Annotated in this window: 13 protein-coding genes; 6 read left to right on the top strand and 7 right to left on the bottom strand. The window is 62.8% G+C overall.

The genetic code is table 11. The features are described from left to right. Positions 1–59 precede the first annotated feature (59 nt). The 4 genes from L9B60_RS30155 to L9B60_RS30140 all read left to right on the top strand — a co-directional run bounded on the left by L9B60_RS30155 (position 60) and on the right by L9B60_RS30140 (position 4,458). Positions 60–1,463, top strand: coding sequence for an amidohydrolase family protein (locus L9B60_RS30155; RefSeq protein ID WP_249674832.1), 1,404 nt, complete (start codon positions 60–62; stop codon positions 1,461–1,463). A 12-nt stretch (positions 1,464–1,475) separates the two neighbouring features. Then, positions 1,476–1,955 carry a DMT family transporter gene (locus L9B60_RS30150; protein ID WP_249674831.1) on the top strand — a complete coding sequence of 160 codons (480 nt, stop codon included), beginning with the start codon at positions 1,476–1,478 and terminating at the stop codon, positions 1,953–1,955. Between the two features lie 4 nt (positions 1,956–1,959). Next, positions 1,960–3,189: an OprD family porin gene (locus L9B60_RS30145; RefSeq protein ID WP_249674828.1), complete on the top strand. Its 1,230-nt coding sequence runs from the start codon at positions 1,960–1,962 to the stop codon at positions 3,187–3,189. A 513-nt stretch (positions 3,190–3,702) separates the two neighbouring features. Continuing rightward, positions 3,703–4,458 carry a bestrophin-like domain gene (locus L9B60_RS30140; RefSeq protein WP_498371217.1) on the top strand — a complete coding sequence of 252 codons (756 nt, stop codon included), beginning with the start codon at positions 3,703–3,705 and terminating at the stop codon, positions 4,456–4,458. Positions 4,459–4,599: 141 nt separating this feature from the next. Here L9B60_RS30140 and L9B60_RS30135 read toward each other — a convergent pair whose 3' ends face one another. Continuing rightward, positions 4,600–5,055: a putative quinol monooxygenase gene (locus L9B60_RS30135; protein ID WP_249674825.1), complete on the bottom strand. Its 456-nt coding sequence runs from the start codon at positions 5,053–5,055 to the stop codon at positions 4,600–4,602. A gap of 34 nt (positions 5,056–5,089) precedes the next feature. Beyond that, on the bottom strand, positions 5,090–5,815 hold the full coding sequence (gene pcsA / locus L9B60_RS30130) for a phosphatidylcholine synthase (RefSeq protein WP_249674824.1): 726 nt from the start codon (positions 5,813–5,815) through the stop codon (positions 5,090–5,092). A 214-nt stretch (positions 5,816–6,029) separates the two neighbouring features. On the opposite strand from pcsA, the gene L9B60_RS30125 reads away from it, so the two are divergent. Together L9B60_RS30125 and L9B60_RS30120 are read left to right on the top strand one after the other, a co-directional pair. Next, positions 6,030–7,244: a multidrug effflux MFS transporter gene (locus tag L9B60_RS30125; protein WP_249674823.1), complete on the top strand. Its 1,215-nt coding sequence runs from the start codon at positions 6,030–6,032 to the stop codon at positions 7,242–7,244. A gap of 108 nt (positions 7,245–7,352) precedes the next feature. Further along, positions 7,353–8,642, top strand: a complete 1,290-nt coding sequence (locus L9B60_RS30120) for an MFS transporter (RefSeq protein ID WP_249674822.1) — start codon at positions 7,353–7,355, stop codon at positions 8,640–8,642. Positions 8,643–8,646: 4 nt separating this feature from the next. On the opposite strand, the gene L9B60_RS30115 is transcribed toward L9B60_RS30120, so the two are convergent. The 5 genes from L9B60_RS30115 to L9B60_RS30095 form a co-directional block, all read right to left on the bottom strand. Beyond that, positions 8,647–9,729: a M14 family metallopeptidase gene (locus tag L9B60_RS30115; RefSeq protein WP_249674821.1), complete on the bottom strand. Its 1,083-nt coding sequence runs from the start codon at positions 9,727–9,729 to the stop codon at positions 8,647–8,649. A gap of 84 nt (positions 9,730–9,813) precedes the next feature. Then, on the bottom strand, positions 9,814–11,085 hold the full coding sequence (locus tag L9B60_RS30110; RefSeq protein WP_249674820.1) for an MFS transporter: 1,272 nt from the start codon (positions 11,083–11,085) through the stop codon (positions 9,814–9,816). Positions 11,086–11,190: 105 nt separating this feature from the next. After that, complete coding sequence (locus L9B60_RS30105; protein ID WP_249674819.1) at positions 11,191–12,114, bottom strand: LysR family transcriptional regulator; 924 nt, start codon at positions 12,112–12,114, stop codon at positions 11,191–11,193. A gap of 186 nt (positions 12,115–12,300) precedes the next feature. Continuing rightward, positions 12,301–13,662: a DUF1329 domain-containing protein gene (locus tag L9B60_RS30100; RefSeq protein ID WP_249674818.1), complete on the bottom strand. Its 1,362-nt coding sequence runs from the start codon at positions 13,660–13,662 to the stop codon at positions 12,301–12,303. A gap of 21 nt (positions 13,663–13,683) precedes the next feature. After that, complete coding sequence (locus tag L9B60_RS30095; RefSeq protein WP_438866041.1) at positions 13,684–15,513, bottom strand: DUF1302 domain-containing protein; 1,830 nt, start codon at positions 15,511–15,513, stop codon at positions 13,684–13,686. Positions 15,514–15,816 lie beyond the last annotated feature (303 nt).

Here is a 15,816-nt window from a genome sequence, read left to right as displayed (position 1 = left end):
CCACGGGTCGGACAATTCAGGCATGCGGCAATGTTGCCCAGGCCCGAGGAGTTCACCCCATGTCGTTTCCCGCCCGTTTTGACCTGTTGACCACGGCCCTGGCGCCGTTGCCCGATGACCAACGCCTGCTGCTGATCCGTGGCGGCACCGTGCTGACGATGGACGATGCCCTCGGTAACTTTGCCGAAGGCGATGTGCTGGTGCGCGGTACTCAAATCATAGCTGTCGGCCAGCACCTCGACGCCGAGGGCGCCCAGATCATCGACGCCAAAGGCATGATCGTCATGCCTGGCATGGTCGACACCCACCGGCATGCCTGGGAAGGCCAGCTGCGCCGTATCAACCCGGACTCGCCGAGCCTGGAAGACTACTGCAACGCCACGCACTTCTCGTTTGCCAAGTACTACCGGCCGCAAGACATGTACGTCGGCAACATGCTCACCGCGTTGGGCTGCATCAACGCCGGTATCACCACCATCATCGACAACTCCCACAACGCGCGCAGCGGTGCGCACTCCGATGCGGCCATTGAGGCCTTGCAGGATGCGGGTATCCGCGCCGTGCATGCGCCGGGCGCGCCGTTGTCCGGCACCTGGGCTTGCGACCAGTGGCCTCAGGACCTCGGCCGTTTGAAGGGCAAATACGCCACCGACCCCGACGCACTGGTGAGCCTGGCGATGATGGCGCAAATCGACCGCAGCCAGTGGGCCGTCGCCCGTGACCTGGGCTTGAGCATCGTCACCGAGTTTTTCGGCGCGGGCATGGCCAGTGAATTGGACGCCTTGCACCAGGAAGGCCTGTTGGGCCCGGACAATATCTTCAACCACTGCACCTGCCTGCCGGACCGTGGCTGGTCGTTGCTGCGTGACGCGGGTGTGAAGGTCAACGTGTGCCCACGCTCCGACGCCCACTACGGTCTGGAGGATGGTGTGTTCGCCTGGCAAAAAGCAGTGGACCACGGCATGAACCCTGGGCTAAGCGTCGACAACGAAAGCTCCTACGGCGGCGATATGTTTGGCGAAATGCGCGTGGCGTTCTACCTGCAACGCGCCGCTGCCCATAGCGCCCGCTTCCATGGCCAACCTGCGGCCCCGGCATTGGTCAACGCCCGCCAACTGCTCAAAGCCGCGACCCTTGACGGCGCCGCCTGTGCCGGGCTCGACGCAAAAATCGGCAGCCTCATTCCGGGCAAGCAAGCCGACATTCTGCTGATTCGCACTGACAACCTCGGTATCTATCCGTCGAACAACGCCCTGGGCACCGTGGTGCATGCGGCTGAACGCGGCGACATCGACACCGTGATCATCGCCGGCCGCCTGCGCAAACACGGTGGTGTGGTGCTAGGTGTGGACCGCGAACAGCTGGAACGCGCCACCGAAGAGTCCCGCGAGCACTTATTCAGCGCGGCTGGCTATCGCCCAGACCCGTTTGCCGAACACTTTTCCCCTCTGCCTGCCCTGTAAGAGGTATTTGTCATGGTCCTGATTTCCTTTGCGCTGGCTTTCCTGGCCGGCATCGCGATTGCGGTACAAGCGGCGGTCAACAGCCAATTGGCGGGAGCCATGACGGGAAACACGCTGGCGGCGGCGTTTTATTCATTCTTCACCGGCATGTTGGTGTTGGGGGTGATGGCATTGCTGCGTGGAGGCCTGACTGACGCCCTCAGCGTGATCCCCAGCCAACCGGGTTGGCGCCTGGTGGGCGGCGTGCTGGGTGCAGCGGCGATTTTCTGCACCGTGTGGCTGGCGCCGCGCATTGGCCTGGCCAACCTGTTGGTGCTGGTGATCGCCGGGCAATTGCTGTCGTCGCTGGCCATCGACCACTTTGGTTGGCTTGGCGCCGTGGTGCGGCCTGCCGCATCGATCAAAATGATCGGCGCGTCGGTGGTGGTGCTGGGGGTGGGCCTGACCTTGTTTGGCGAGCGCCTGCTCAGCCTGTTGCAACGCGGAGTATAAGGCGATGCGCAGGCTGCGGTTTGGCGTGTTGCTGCTCACGGGGTTGAGTGGCGTGGCTCACGCAGATTTTTTCAGCGATTCCCACGCCACGGTCGAGACGCGCAATGTGTACTTCAACCGGGATTTTCGGGATGGGCCGCAGCAATCCAAGCGCGATGAATGGGCGCAAGGGTTGATGCTCAAGTTCGAGTCGGGGTACACGCCGGGCATTGTCGGATTTGGCGTGGACCTGTTGGGCATGGTCGGCGTGCGCCTGGACTCCAGCCCCGACCGTGCCGGCAGCGGCCTGCTGCCGGTACGCTCTGACGGGCGGGCGGCCGCGAGCTATGGCAAGTTGGGCGTGACCGCCAAAGTCAACGTCGCGAGCACCGAACTGAAAGTGGGGTCGCTGATCCCGGCGTTACCGACCTTGCGGCCCAACGACGGGATGATTCTGCCGCAGTCATTCCAGGGCGCGCTGGTGACTTCACGGGCGTTCGCCGACACGCTGGTGACGGCGGTACAGTTGCAACAAGCCAAGGCGCGTAACGACACGAGTTATGAAGACATCACCCTCAACAACAAAAACAACCGGTTTGCCCGCAATGCGCCGGGCGATCACCTGAGCCTGGCCGGCTTTGATCGCACCCTGAATGAGCGGGTGAAGTTCAGCTATCACTATGCGCAGTTGAGCGACGTCTACAGCCAGCACTTTGTCGGGCTGGTGGCGGCGCAGCCTTTTGTGGCGGGCACGTTGAATACCGACGTGCGTTTTTTTTCCAGCACAGACCAGGGCGCGGCGCGCGGCGGGCCGATCGATAACCGGGCACTCAGCGCAATGCTCGGTTACGCCGTGGGCGCGCAGGCGTTCAGCGTGGGCTATCAGCGCATGGCCGGGCGCAGTGCGTTTCCCTATGTGGAAGGCAGTGATGCGTACCTGGTCAACTTCTCGCAGGTCGGCGATTTTGCCGAGGCCAACGAGCGTTCCTGGCAGGCGCGTTATGACCTGAATTTCGAGCGTCTGGGCGTGCCGGGGTTGAGCGTCATGAGCCGCTATATTTCGGGCAGTGAGGCCCCGGTCGGTGCGATGTCGGGCCAGGAATGGGAGCGCGACATCGAAGTGAAGTACGTCATCCAGAGCGGCACCTTTAAAAACCTGGCCTTGCGGGTACGTGACGCCACCTACCGTTCCTCGTTCAGTCGTGATGCGGATGAAGTACGCGTGCTGATCACGTACACGCGGGCCTTGTGGTGAAGGGCGGCTGGGCAGGATCATCAGCTCCTCAATCGTTGCGCGACCAGTGTCACTTATGAAGCGCCATTTGAAAGAATTGCTGCCGGGCGGTTGAAGCACATCTGGTTTCGTAGGCATCTGAAACGGCTACGAGGGAGTGGAATCAGCCTTCATGACTGACAGCTCCTGGCCGATAGCAGCCAACCAAATAAGCTCACGTACCCGCAGCCTCTGGCCGCAATGCGGACCAAAGCAGCGCCAACAATGTCAAAATATCGCTAGCAGCAGTGCCGTTACGTACCCCATCACAGCCTTCGGCAGCGGCTACGACGGTTCTGTGCGGCCGGCTGCTACAGAAGTGACGCTGATATGTCCGATATACACCTGTTGGTGCAAGCCTTCCCCCCGGTGGCGCTTTCAAGTCCGCCATCGCAGGCAAGCCTTGCTCCCACAGGTCCAACCTTGCTCCCACAGGCCCAGCAGCGCTCACCAAACCACCCTCAGCCCCCCAACCCACACGCCCGAGAACGGCAAATGGACTCAATCTGGATCCCGCTGGCTGTGTTCGGATGCCTGCTCTCAGCCTCTCTTCTGATGATGCACTGGAACCCCAAGCTCTCCGCCCGCCACCGCGACGAAGACACCCACACCGTGGTCCGGTTGGTGGCCAACATCTTCGTTGTCGTGACCTCGTTGGTCTTCGGCCTGATGATCAACTCCGCCAAGAACACTTTCGAGTCCATCGATGCGAATTTCCATGCCTACGCCACCAGCCTGATCATTTTCGACCGCACCTTGCGCACCTACGGTGACGCCACCCAGGAAACCCACAAACGCCTGGTGACGTATCTTGAGCAGGCGGTCGCCAACCCGTTTCGGGGTGATCAAGCCTTGCAGCATCAAAAAAGCCAGGCCGCGCAATACCTGGACGATGTCGGCAAGTCTTTGGCGGGTATCCGGCCGCCCGATCACTATCACGAGATCATGCTGCAAGACATTCGCCAGCATTACCGTGGGCTGATCGAGCAGCGCTGGCGGATTGTCGAGCAGTCGGAAGGGGCCATTCCGGGGCCGCTGATCGGGATGTTGGTGGCGTGGCTGATGTTGATTTTTGCAAGCTTTGGTTATCGCGCGCCGCGCAACCCCATGGTGATCGGGATGTTTACGGTGTCGTCGTTTCTGATCGCCGCGTCGATTTACCTGGTGCTGGACATGGACATTCCGTTCCACGGCCCCATCCAGATATCCGATGAGCCGCTGCGCCGGGCGCTGGCGGAAATGCAGCTTTAGCGAGCCTGCTGTCTTAAGGCCTCAGGCCGCAGGGGGTACCCCAAGCGCGGGGGCAGGCGTGCTTTATTGTGGCAGCACGCCCTGCAGTGGAGGCGCTGGATCATCCACGCATCACGGCACCTTCCAGTTCTGCGCCGCGCATCAAGGCATAACCAGGTCGCGCGGTTCAAGCGTCTCCGGCGCCTGGGCGAGCATCCCATTCAACTGCGCAAGAAACGCGGCCGTGTAGGGCGTGGCCAGATGCCGCTGGTGCGCCGGCGCGTCCGCCCAACGCTCGTACACCACAAACGCATTGGCGTCATCGCGTTGCTGGTACACATCAAACACCAGGCAGCCCTCGGCTTGTCGGGAAGGTTCGAGCACGCCCCGGATCGCCTCGACAAAACGCTGGCGCTGCGCCGGCTTGATGCTCAGGCGCACAAGCGTGTTGGTGGTATCGCCAGGGGTGGTGATGGTTTGGCTGGCCGGCGCGGGAAGGTCGGCGGCGGCTTGCAGGTGATACGGCGGGGTCGGTGCCTGCCCGCGGGCGACGAACACCCCCAACGCCAGGGCGCCCAGTATCAGGGCCACCCACCAGGCGGCCTTGCGTTTCTTCACGGCTTGATCCATTCGCAGCCCCCGTGGTGCCCTGTCAGCCTTGCGCGTCGGTGCGCCCGAACCATTCGGCCGCCGTGCGCCAGATACATACGCCCAAAAAGTACGCCGACATCAACAGCCACAGGGTCATCACCAAGGGGTTGATGGCGGGGTGGTCGTGCACCAGCGACAGGCTGCACAGCAACCAGATGGCGGTGACGGCGATGTTGATGGGCATGAAGCGGCGTACACGGAAGGGGTGCAAAAACTTCATGCGGGTCACGGTCAGCAGGGCCAGCACCACGATGGTCAGCAGCGTCCACCACGGGCCGGGCGCCAGGGTGTAGAGGCACAACGCGACCACGTTCCAGGCGGCGGGGAAGCCTTGGAAGTAGTTGTCGTTGCTTTTCATGTTGACGTTGCAAAAGCAGAACAGCGACGACACCAGCATGATCGAGGTGGCGACCAGGGCGGTGTACTCGGGCAGCGGGATGTAGCGGTAAATGAACAGCGCGGGGATGAACACGTAGGTCAGGTAGTCGATCACCAGGTCCAGCACCGAGCCATCGAAGTGCGGCAATACGGTTTGCACGTTCACCCGGCGCGCCAGGGAGCCATCGACCCCGTCGACGATCAGCGCCACGCCCAGCCACATCAGGCAGGCCTTGGGCTGGTTTTCGAACAGGGCCAGTGTCGCCAGGAAGGCGGTTACCACCCCAGTCGCGGTAAAACCATGGGCGCCCCAGGCTTTTAGCCGGGCCAGGTGCAAGGTCGAGATCACATTGCGTCTCCAGAAGGGGAAGGGCAGCGGTGTGCTGGCTGCATCTGTCGACCGGGCGAGGGCGGCAAGGTTCAGCGTCAGTGTTCTGAGGATAGGCAATGGGTGGCGGTTGATGGGCTGAATGTTTGAATTTGGTGGCGCGAATCAGCAGCCCGTAGACAGAGCGGCGTGCAGAACTTATAGTTTTTAGCCTATTCATTAGGGCGCTATCTAAATGTCTGCTGTCGCTCCGCTGCGCCCTCGGGCGCCCCTTTGGTTGTTGGTGCTGATTACCCTGAGCGGCACGCTGGCGATGCACCTGTTTGTGCCTGCGCTACCGGCTGCCGCCTTGGCGCTGGGGGTAGACAGCGCCGCGATGCAGCGCACCATCAGTATCTACATCCTGGGCCTTGCGTTCGGGCAATTGGCCTATGGGCCGCTGTCCGATGGCCTGGGGCGCCGGCCGTTACTGCTGGTGGGCTTGAGCCTGTACACCGTGGCAGGTTTTTGCGCAGCTTTCGCCGGTGATCTGCATACCTTGGTGCTGGCGCGTTTGGTGCAGGCCCTCGGTGGCTGTGCTGGGTTGGCGTTGGGGCGGGCGATTGCACGCGACGGCGCAAAACTTGAGGACGCGGTGCGCGACCTGGCCATGTTGAACCTTATGATGATGATCGGCCCCGGTTTTGCCCCGTTGATCGGGTCGTTGATCAGCGAACATTTGGGGTGGCGGGCGATTTTTCTGGTGTTGGCCAGCCTGGGCGCGCTCACCCTGGCGTTTACCGCCTGGCTGCTGCCGGAAACCTCTACTCCCAATGGGCAGGTCAGCGCCCGGGCCCTGTGCCGTGACTATGCGCAGTTGCTGCGTTCGCCGGTGTTTCTTGGCTACGCCACGGGAGGCGCCTGCATGACCACGGCCATCTATGCCTTTATCGCGGCCGCGCCCTTTATCATCGGCACTCAATTGCACCGGCCATTGAGTGAGGTTGGTATTTACCTGGGCTTGCTGATTGTTGGCATGTCGCTGGGTAACGCGTTGACCCGCCAATTGATCCGCACGGTATCGGTGGATCGGCTGTTGATGACAGGGGCTTGCCTGTGCCTGTGCAGCGCTGTGTTCCTGTTCGGGGTGATTGTGTCCGGCTATGCCTCTGTCGCCTGGATCATCGGCCCGGTCTGCCTGTTTGCCATGGGTGCAGGCCTGGCTAGCCCGGCGGCGCTGAGCCGCACGTTAAGCGTGGACGCCCACCTGATGGGCTCGGCGGCCGGGCTCTATGGCTTTCTGCAGATGGCGGTAGGGGCGTTGTGCACCTTCGCCGTGGGTTTTGGGCGCGACCCGGCGCTCGCGGCCGCCTCGGTACTGGCCACCTCGGCGCTGGTTGGGCTGTTGGGCTTAACCGTGGGGCGGTGGGCGATGCGCAGTCGCGAGGTGCCTGCCCAGGCCATGGCTTGATCGAGCCCCATAAGCAGAACCGCTCGCTGCATCACGATTTCGCAGTCCCAGCCTTGCGCGCATCCCGTTAGCCTTACGCTTTACTGATAAAAACAAAGGGTTATCGCCATGCGCCTGGGTTGGTATTCGGCACTCACGCCGCCAGAAAAACGCACGTATTGGGCCTGTTTCGGCGGTTTCACGCTCGACTCAATGGACTCCACTATTTACGCCCTGATGATGCCGGTACTGATGACGGTGCTTGCCTTGAGCAAGTCCGACGCCGGTTTGCTGGGGTCCGTATCCTTGATCGGCAGCGCCTTGGGCGGCTGGGGGGCGGGCCTGTTGGCCGACCGTTATGGCCGGGTCAAGGTGATGCAGGGCACGGTGTTGTGGGTGGCGGCGTTCACCTGCCTGGCGGGGCTGTGCAGCAGTTTCTGGGAATTTTTGCCGGTACGCTTTCTGCAGGGCATTGGCTACGGCGGCGAGGCGGTGGTGGGTGCGGTGCTGATCAGCGAGGCCATTGCGCCGGCCTTGCGTGGCCGTGTGGCCGCCTCGGTGCAAAGTGGCTATGCGGTGGGCTATGCGATTTCCCTGACCCTGATGCCGGTGGTGTTTGCCTGGCTGCCGGAAGACATTGCCTGGCGTGCGTTCTTTGCCATTGGCTTGCTGCCGGCGTTTCTGATCTGGTTTATCCGCCGCCTGGTGCCGGAGTCCCAAGCGTTCACCCAAGCCAAACGCCCCCCGAAAAAGATCGACCTGCGGGAAATTTTTGGCCGTGATCATCGGCGCGTGACCTTGATCAGCACGATCCTGGCCAGCGGTATTTTTGGTGGCGCCTACATCATGATCACCTGGTTGCCGACCTACATGCGCATGGTGCTGAACCTGCCGGTGGCGTCGACTTCGGGTTACCTGGCGGTGAACATCGTCGGTTCGCTGCTGGGGCCGTTCATCTATGGGCGCATCAGTGACCGCATCAGCCGCGGCAAGGCGTTCATGCTGTTTTTGCTGTGCCAGGCCTGCGTGGTGGCGGTGTACACCTTTGCCCCCATCAACATGGCCGTGACCCTGGGCCTGGGCCTACTGCTGGGGGCCTTCCAGGGCGGCCTGGCCTCTGGGTTGCCGGTGGCCTTCGCCGAACTCTACCCCACGCGCATGCGGGCCAATGGCGCGGGGTTTTGCACCAGCTTTGGCCGCGGCTTTGGTTCGATCATGCCCGCCGCCGTGGGCTTTGCGTCCACCAGCATGGGACTGCCGACGGCCATGGGCGTGTTCGCCATCAGCTCGTATGCCATCGCCTTTGCCGCAGCGCTGTGCCTGCCGGATGCCACGGGCGCCGACATGATGGTCGAACCGTCGCAGGTGGGCGAGCAGGGCAGTGGGGCAGCGGTAGGCCAGCGGGCCGTGCACCTGTGAGGCTCTAATCCCCCATCAAGCCTGCAACCGTCTGCCGGCAGACCTGGCGTGACTGCTCCAGTACCTGGCGCTGCCACTGTGGCGTCTGCACGTAGAACGCCTCCAGCATCTGTTGCTTGATCTGGCGCCGTTGCTCGGGGCTGGCTTGTGGGGTGCGTTGCAGCCATTGCTCGGCGCGCAGCGCCTTAAGCACCAGTGGGCCGGGCAGCGTGCCGTACTCCAGGGTCAGGCCGTTGTACTGCGCGTTCGGGCACTCCTGGATCACGGCCATGTCCAGTGTGCCGCTCAGGTGCGCCGAGGTCGAGCTGCCGTCAAAGCTGTTGGTTACCCCCGGCCCCCACCATTGTTCGGCGCGGGCCAGGCCTTCGGCGGTTTCGGCGCCCTTGTAGATGCGCTCGCCAACCCCCTGCGGGCCAAGCCCGGTGTGCACATCGATCCAGCCGATGCGTTGGCACTGTTGCCCATGCTCGCGAAGGATGGCGCGTACTTGATGGTTGCTCCAGGTGGGCTCGGTGCCGCTGAAAAACAGCCCGTCGGGGTGGCTGTGCTGGCCTTTGGAGATGGCCGACTGCAAGCTCCTGTGCCCTTGGCGGACGACAAACAGCAGCAACTGCAGGGTGTTGGCCATGCTCGCCGGCCAACGCGGCGGCACCAACACGTCGGCCAGCGCCTGGTAGCCCGGGTTGTCGGGCAGTGGTTGGGTGAAGTCGAGGAAGTTGCGGTTCAGGTCGACGTTCTCGTGGGTTACCCGGCGCAGCCAACTGAAGCCATAGGGGTTCAGGGCATGGATATACAACACCGCCAGGTCCGGTTGGTCGGTCAGTGCCATCCAGCTGTCGTCGTTGAGCAGGTCCAGTTGCACCGCCGATCCGCAGTAGCCTTCCACGCCATGGCAACCGCTGCTCACCACCATCAACTGGCGAGCATCGGCTGGCCCCGTGCGGCACACATCGATGGCCAGGGCTTCCTGGTCGCGGCCCTTGAGCGGGTGGGGGGAGGACTGCACGGCCAGGCCGCGGCGGGCACAGGCTTCGAGGAATTGTTGGCGCGCCTGTACGTAGCGCTCGGAAAACACTGAGAGGTCCATGGGGTATTCCTGAGGGTGAAAGGGGGCCGTCACCCTGCGTTACACCGCAGGGCTTGGAGGTGGGTTAGAGAGGGGGGCTGGTTGTCAGTGCGCGCCGAGGGGCGTGCGGGCAAGCAAGCGCTGGCGGGTGGCCGCCGGGTTGATGAGGTACAGCCCCAGGGCGGCGCACACCACGGTAGCCAGGCCGATGCCGTGCACGGTGGTTTCGAAGCCGCGGGCGATATCACCGTTCAGCAGCGTGACCAACTTGCCCACCAGCCAAGGGGCGAGCATGCCGGAAAGGGTCATGCTGCCCACGTGAATCGCCAGCATCGCGCCGCGCTGGCGGCTCGGTGAAATGTGCGAGGTGATGGTCATGCCGAAGGCGAACACGCCATTGAGCAGCACGCAACCGAGCACATACAGGCCCAGTTTGCCCGCCAGGCCCGTGAGCAGCGTGCCCATGGCGCAGAACGCCAAGCCACCGACGATGCAGCAGGCCATGGGCGGCAGCACCAGGCTGCGCTGCAGGCTCACGCCGCGCTTGAGCAGGCGTTGCGACAGCGCCGACACCAGCAGGTTGAGCACGATGATGCCAAAGGTCGCGACAAACATCAGGTAGCCGGTTTGCATCGGGCTCAGGCCCAGGCCTTTTTGCAGGTACACCGCCGACCAACTGAACGACAGCGCGTTGGGCAGGTAGGCCAGAAAGCACATCAACGAAATCCAGACGAAGGTGCGATTGAGCAGCAGGTGGCGGTACTTCAACGGCGCCTCTTGGGGGCTCGCCGTAGCCGTGCTGGCGTGGTTGCCCTCGGCACCAAACAGCAACCACGCCAACACCCAGGCCAGGCTCAACCCGGCCAGGGCCAGGTAGGCCAGGCGCCAGCCGAAGTGGCTGATGAGGTAGGGCAGGGCAATGGCGCCGAGCAGGCCGCCCAGCATGATCGAGACCTGGATCAACGACGCCGGCAGCACCTGCTCGCGCGGCCCGTACCACTTGAAGCTGGCGTGCTGGGTAACGGCCGTGCCGGGCCCGCAGCCGGCGCCCAGCAGCAAGCGGCTGAAGGTAAGCGCGCCCAGGCTGTTGGCGGTGGTCACCAGCAATTGCGCACTGGTCCATACCAGCGCCATCACGGTCAGTATCCAGCGGGCCGGGAAGCGGTTGGCGACAAAGCCCACGGCAATGCCCGACAGCGAGTACAGGAAGAAAAACGCGCTGCCGACAAAACCGAACTGCTCGGGGCTCAGCTTCAGTTCATCGATGATCTGCACGCCAGCAAAAGCGAAGATGGTCTTGTCCAGCACGCTGATGACCATGACCGCCATCAGCAGGGCAATCACCAGGCGGCGGTTTTGGGGGGCGGGTGAAGGCATGTGGGTTCCTTGTCCGATGCGCTAACGTAGGCCCGTAGCATGCCCCAGCCCCGCAGCGCTGAATAATCACCTCTGCGCATGCTTATCAAGGCTGGTTATCAAGCCTTACGTCGCTACGGTCGATGCCGGGGCCTTGAGGGTGTGCGGGCCGGTGTACACGTAGATCAACTCGTCGGCCAGGGCCTTGGCTTCGCGGGTCATCAACTCCTGGTCGCGGCACACCAGGGAGATGTTCATGGGCGGCACGGGTTCGGCGATGTCGAGGATGTCCAGGGTCTGCATCATCATTTGCGTGCGCTCCAGGATACGCAGCGACCAGTAGCTGATGGCGTCGCTGGTAGCGGCCAGCTCCGCGAACAGCACCACCGAGGCACACTCGATGACGTTCTCTGGCCACGCCACGCCATTGTCCTTGAACATCGTGCCTACTTTGGATTGCTCCAAGGAGTCTTGCAGCAGCCAGTCCTGTTCGCGCAATTGTGCCAACGAGGTGGCATTGCGCAGCGGGTGGCCCTTGCGCACGGCCAGTACGGTAGGCTGCGCATACAGTTCTTGCCAGTGGAAACCGTCGGTGCGGGTGGCAGGCAGGGAGGTCAGGGCCATGTCGAGCAAGCCCTCGCGCAGGCCTTCCATCAGTTTGGAAGGCCGCAGTTCGTGGATCTGGATGTGCACCTTGGGGTAACGCTTGCGGTAACGGTTGAGGCTGTCGACAAACTGCACGCCTGGGGTGACCGGTGACACCCCGATCGACAACTTGCCGTCCATCACGCCCTTGAGCGTGTCGATTTCTTCCCGCGCGCGGCGCACTTCTTCAAGGATCATACGGGCGCGGCGTACCAGCCGTTCACCGTACTCGGTGGCAGTGATGCCACGGTTGGAACGCACCAGCAACGGCACGCCCAGCTCGGCTTCCAGCTCCTTGATGCCTTTGGACAGGGCCGGCTGGGAGATGTGCAACAGGCGCGAAGCTTCCTGAATGCTGCCGCTTTCGCAGATGGAAACCAGGGCGCGCAGCTGATGAAGCTTCATGGGGTAATGACCAACGTAAGAATGTGAGTGCTTGAATTCAAAGCAAAATTTGGGCCCTCTAGGGCATTCAGGAACAACTCTGCCTGTAGGAGCGGATTTATCCGCGAAAAGTACGCCACGTAAAACCTGATACACCGCAGCGTTCTTTTCGCGGATAAATCCGCTCCTACACCGTGGGGCTTGAGATCAGCGAATCCCGGTCACGCGCAGCGCCGAGGGTGTGAACTCTTTGCGGCTGACCGGCACGTTGAACGTGTAGCTGTTCTTCTCTTCGTTGCGCAGCGAGTTCACCGCGTAGCGCCCCGACAGGATGTCGTAATGGGTTTCGGCGGCGAAGGAGGGCACCTTCACGTCGTAGAAGAAACTGGCGTGGCCTTCGGATACCCGCCACAGCGCGCCGCGGCCATCGTAGGCGTCGGCTTCGGCGCCCTGCCAGCTGTCCTCGTCGATGTAGATGTCACGCCGCGAATAAATGTGCCGCTCGCCTGGCTTGAGCGTGGCCTGCAGGTGCCACACCCGGTGCAGTTCGTAGCGGGTGTCGTCCTGGTTGATGTGGCCGGCCTGGATGATGTCGGTGTACTTGAGCTTCGGCGATTCCAGGCGGTAGCTGTTGTAGGGGATGTACAACTCCTGCTTGCCCACCAGTTTCCAATCGAAACGGTCGGGTGCGCCATTGAACAGGTCAAAATCGTCCAGGGTACGCATGCCCTCGGCCGCCGGGCTGTCGTAGGCGATTTGCGGGGCGCGGCGCACGCGGCGCTGGCCGGCGTTGTACTGCCAGGCCATGCGCGGTTCCTTGACCTGGTTGACGGTGTCGTGCACCAGCAACACGCCGCCGGCCATGCGTGCCGGTGATAGGAACTCCTCGCGGTAGAAGCTCAGGATGTTGGCCATTTCTTCCGGCTGGTAGTCGCTCAGACCGGTGGGGTACGCCAGTTCCTGCTTGACCACGTTAGGCGTGAAGCTGCCATTGGTTTGCGGCGAGGCCTGCATCACGATGCGCTTGAGGGTGTCACCGCGGTAGCGGCCGATCAGGTTCCAGATCACTTCCAGGCCATCCTTGGGGATCGGAAAAGGCACCGCACCCGGGTGGTAGTGTTCCAGGCCGTTGCCGCCTTCGACCAGGGTGGTGTCGGTGGCATTGAGTTTGGTCGCGGCCAGGCTTTTGTCCGGCAAGCTGACACTGCGGTGCGTGGTGTACACCGGTATGCGGTAAGTGTCCGGGTAGCGGGTAAACATCGCCAGTTGGCCCGGGGTGAGTTTGCTTTTGTACTGCTCGGCGTTTTTCGCGGTAATCACCAGCAGCGGCTTTTCTCCGGCAAAAGGGTCGGGCAAAAAGCCGTCGGCATCCATCTTGCCCGCCGTGGTCGGCAGCCCGCCGGTCCAGGCCGGAATGCTGCCATCGGCATTGCCGGCTTTTTGCGCGCCCACCGGCGTCAGGTCGGCGCCAAGGCGCGCCGCCTGGTCGGCGGGCACGGCGGCCAGCACGTGGCCGGCGAGCAGGCTCAGGGTCAGGCAGCCTATTTTCATCAGATGCGGGTGTGTCATGTAAACCTCGTGGGGCAGGGCTTAGAAACTCACGCCAAAACTCATGGCGACAAAGTCACGGTCGGTGGTGGTGTTGTAGTCGCCGCCAAAGTAGTTGGTGTAACTCAGGCTGGCGGTGTATTTGGACAGGTAGTCGGCGTCCACGCCCAGGCTCACCGCCTTGCTGCCTTCGGTGAAGGTCGGGCCGTTGCCGCGCACGTCATGGGAGAACGACAGGTTGGGCTTGAGGTTCACCCCCAGGAAGGCGTCGTTGTATTCCAGCGTGGCGCGCAACCGGTAGCCCCAGGAGATCGGCGTGTAAAAGCCTTTGTCGTTGCATTCGCTGGGGTTGGCCGAGTTCAGCACCGCGCAGATCTGGTTGCCCGACACCCCGCCCAGCAGGGCAGCGGTACCGGCGCTGGCCAGTTCGCCGCTGCCATACACGCTGCTGCGGCCAAAGCGCAGGTCCGAGCCATCGGTGCTGCCCAGGCCGCCGATGTGGGCGACCCCGGCTTCACCGATCAAGCTCAGGCGGTCGGCGCGCAGCACTTGGTCAAAGGTGCGTATCGCCGTCATTTGCGCCTGGGTGTAAGGCATGCGTTTGTAGCCCTGGATGGTCGAGCCATAGGCCGAACTGGCCCAGCCGGTACTGAACACCGGCAGCCCGGCATTGACCAACGCGCTGGTGGCGGCCGAGCCCAGGGTGGCGGCGGTGGACACGTCGCTGCTGTTGAGCGACATCGGCATGTTGGGCCGGTAGCTGATCTCGCCCGACACCGCCGTGGCGCCGATGTTGGTGGCAAAGCTGATGCCGTACAGGTGGATGTCTTCCGGGTACACGATGTAGTAGCGCGCAGTGCTCACGCCGCCCTGGCCGGACAAGCCGCCGACCGGATCTTTCAGCGCGCCGCTGCCCACCACCCAGCTGCTTTCCGGGGTGCGGCTGTGGTAATTGAGTGCATAGAATCCGAACTCGGTTTCGTTGAGTTCCGGCACGGTCCAGCGCAGCGCCACGCCGTACTGGCCGCTATCGCGGGCGTCCTGGTCGGCCAAGCGTGGCACGTAGCCGTAGGTGCTGGCGTTGCGATCCAGATCGCTGCCGTTGACCGCCATGCCGGTGTCGCAGCCTTGCGCCGCAACGTCGCTGCCGAAAAACGTGCCGCAATTGTCCAGCACGGTTTTTTGCCAGGTGAGTTGGTAAAAGGCCTCGGCCGAAAGGTTGTCACTCAGGCCTTGGCTGACGTAGAGCATGTTGACCGGGATTAGCCCTTCCTTGATCTCGGAGCCGGGGCGGCGCAAGGCGGCGACGTCGGCGGGGTTGATGCTGTTGATCGAGTTGCCGATGAAGGTGCTCTCGCCCCAACTGACCACCTGCTTGCCGGCGCGCACACTGCCAGGCAGGTCGCCGATGCTGTAGTTGTGGTACACGAAGGCGTCGAGAAACTGCGCGCCGCTGGCCTTGGCGGACTGGTCGCGGCCGCTGTCATCGATGTCGTAAAGGTGCTGGCTGCCGTCCTTGAGCTCGAAGTCGTACCAGTACTTGGCCCTTACGAACACGCCGCTGTCGCCGTATTTGAGCTCCAGGTCGTGCACGCCCTTGAAGATTTTCGAAAATGCCTCGCCCTTGTGGAAGTTCAGGCGCCCGTCGTCTGAGGTGCGGCTGGACGCGGTACCGCCGTTGGCCACGCCGATAAAAGCCTTGTCCGGGTTGCTGGTGCCCCAGCTGGCGCCAATGGACAATGATGAATCGAATCGCCCCTCGATCTCCCCAATATTGAAGTCTGCGGCATAGGCCGGCAGCGCGGTTGCCAGTGCGACTGCCATTGCCAGGCGTTGGGGATACATAGTCCCCGTACCTTTTGTACTTTCCATGGTGCTCTCCGCCAATAACCTGCATGTCATAGACGCGCGGGCCGTTAGCCCGCCGGCCGGTTTCAGTTGCCACCTGTGGTCCAGGTTCTGGCGCATGGTAGGGAGCTGTGGGGGTTCTGCCTTCTAGGAAATTCTTATGCCTATAGCCAAACGTGAAGTGAGGATTTTTGCCTGCCTCATCCTGGGTCAAGCATGGCCGGTGCGCCCTATGCCGGAGCGCGCCCGGGGGCTGCCATTACCAGGGCGCATAGCCATGAATTATTGCTAGAGGCGCAAATAAGGCGGCTCCCTAGAATGGCCTTT

The organism is Pseudomonas abieticivorans (assembly GCF_023509015.1).
GTDB lineage: Bacteria > Pseudomonadota > Gammaproteobacteria > Pseudomonadales > Pseudomonadaceae > Aquipseudomonas > Aquipseudomonas abieticivorans.
Note: the sequence above shows the minus strand (reverse complement) of the source record. Positions and strands in the feature narration are given on the sequence as shown.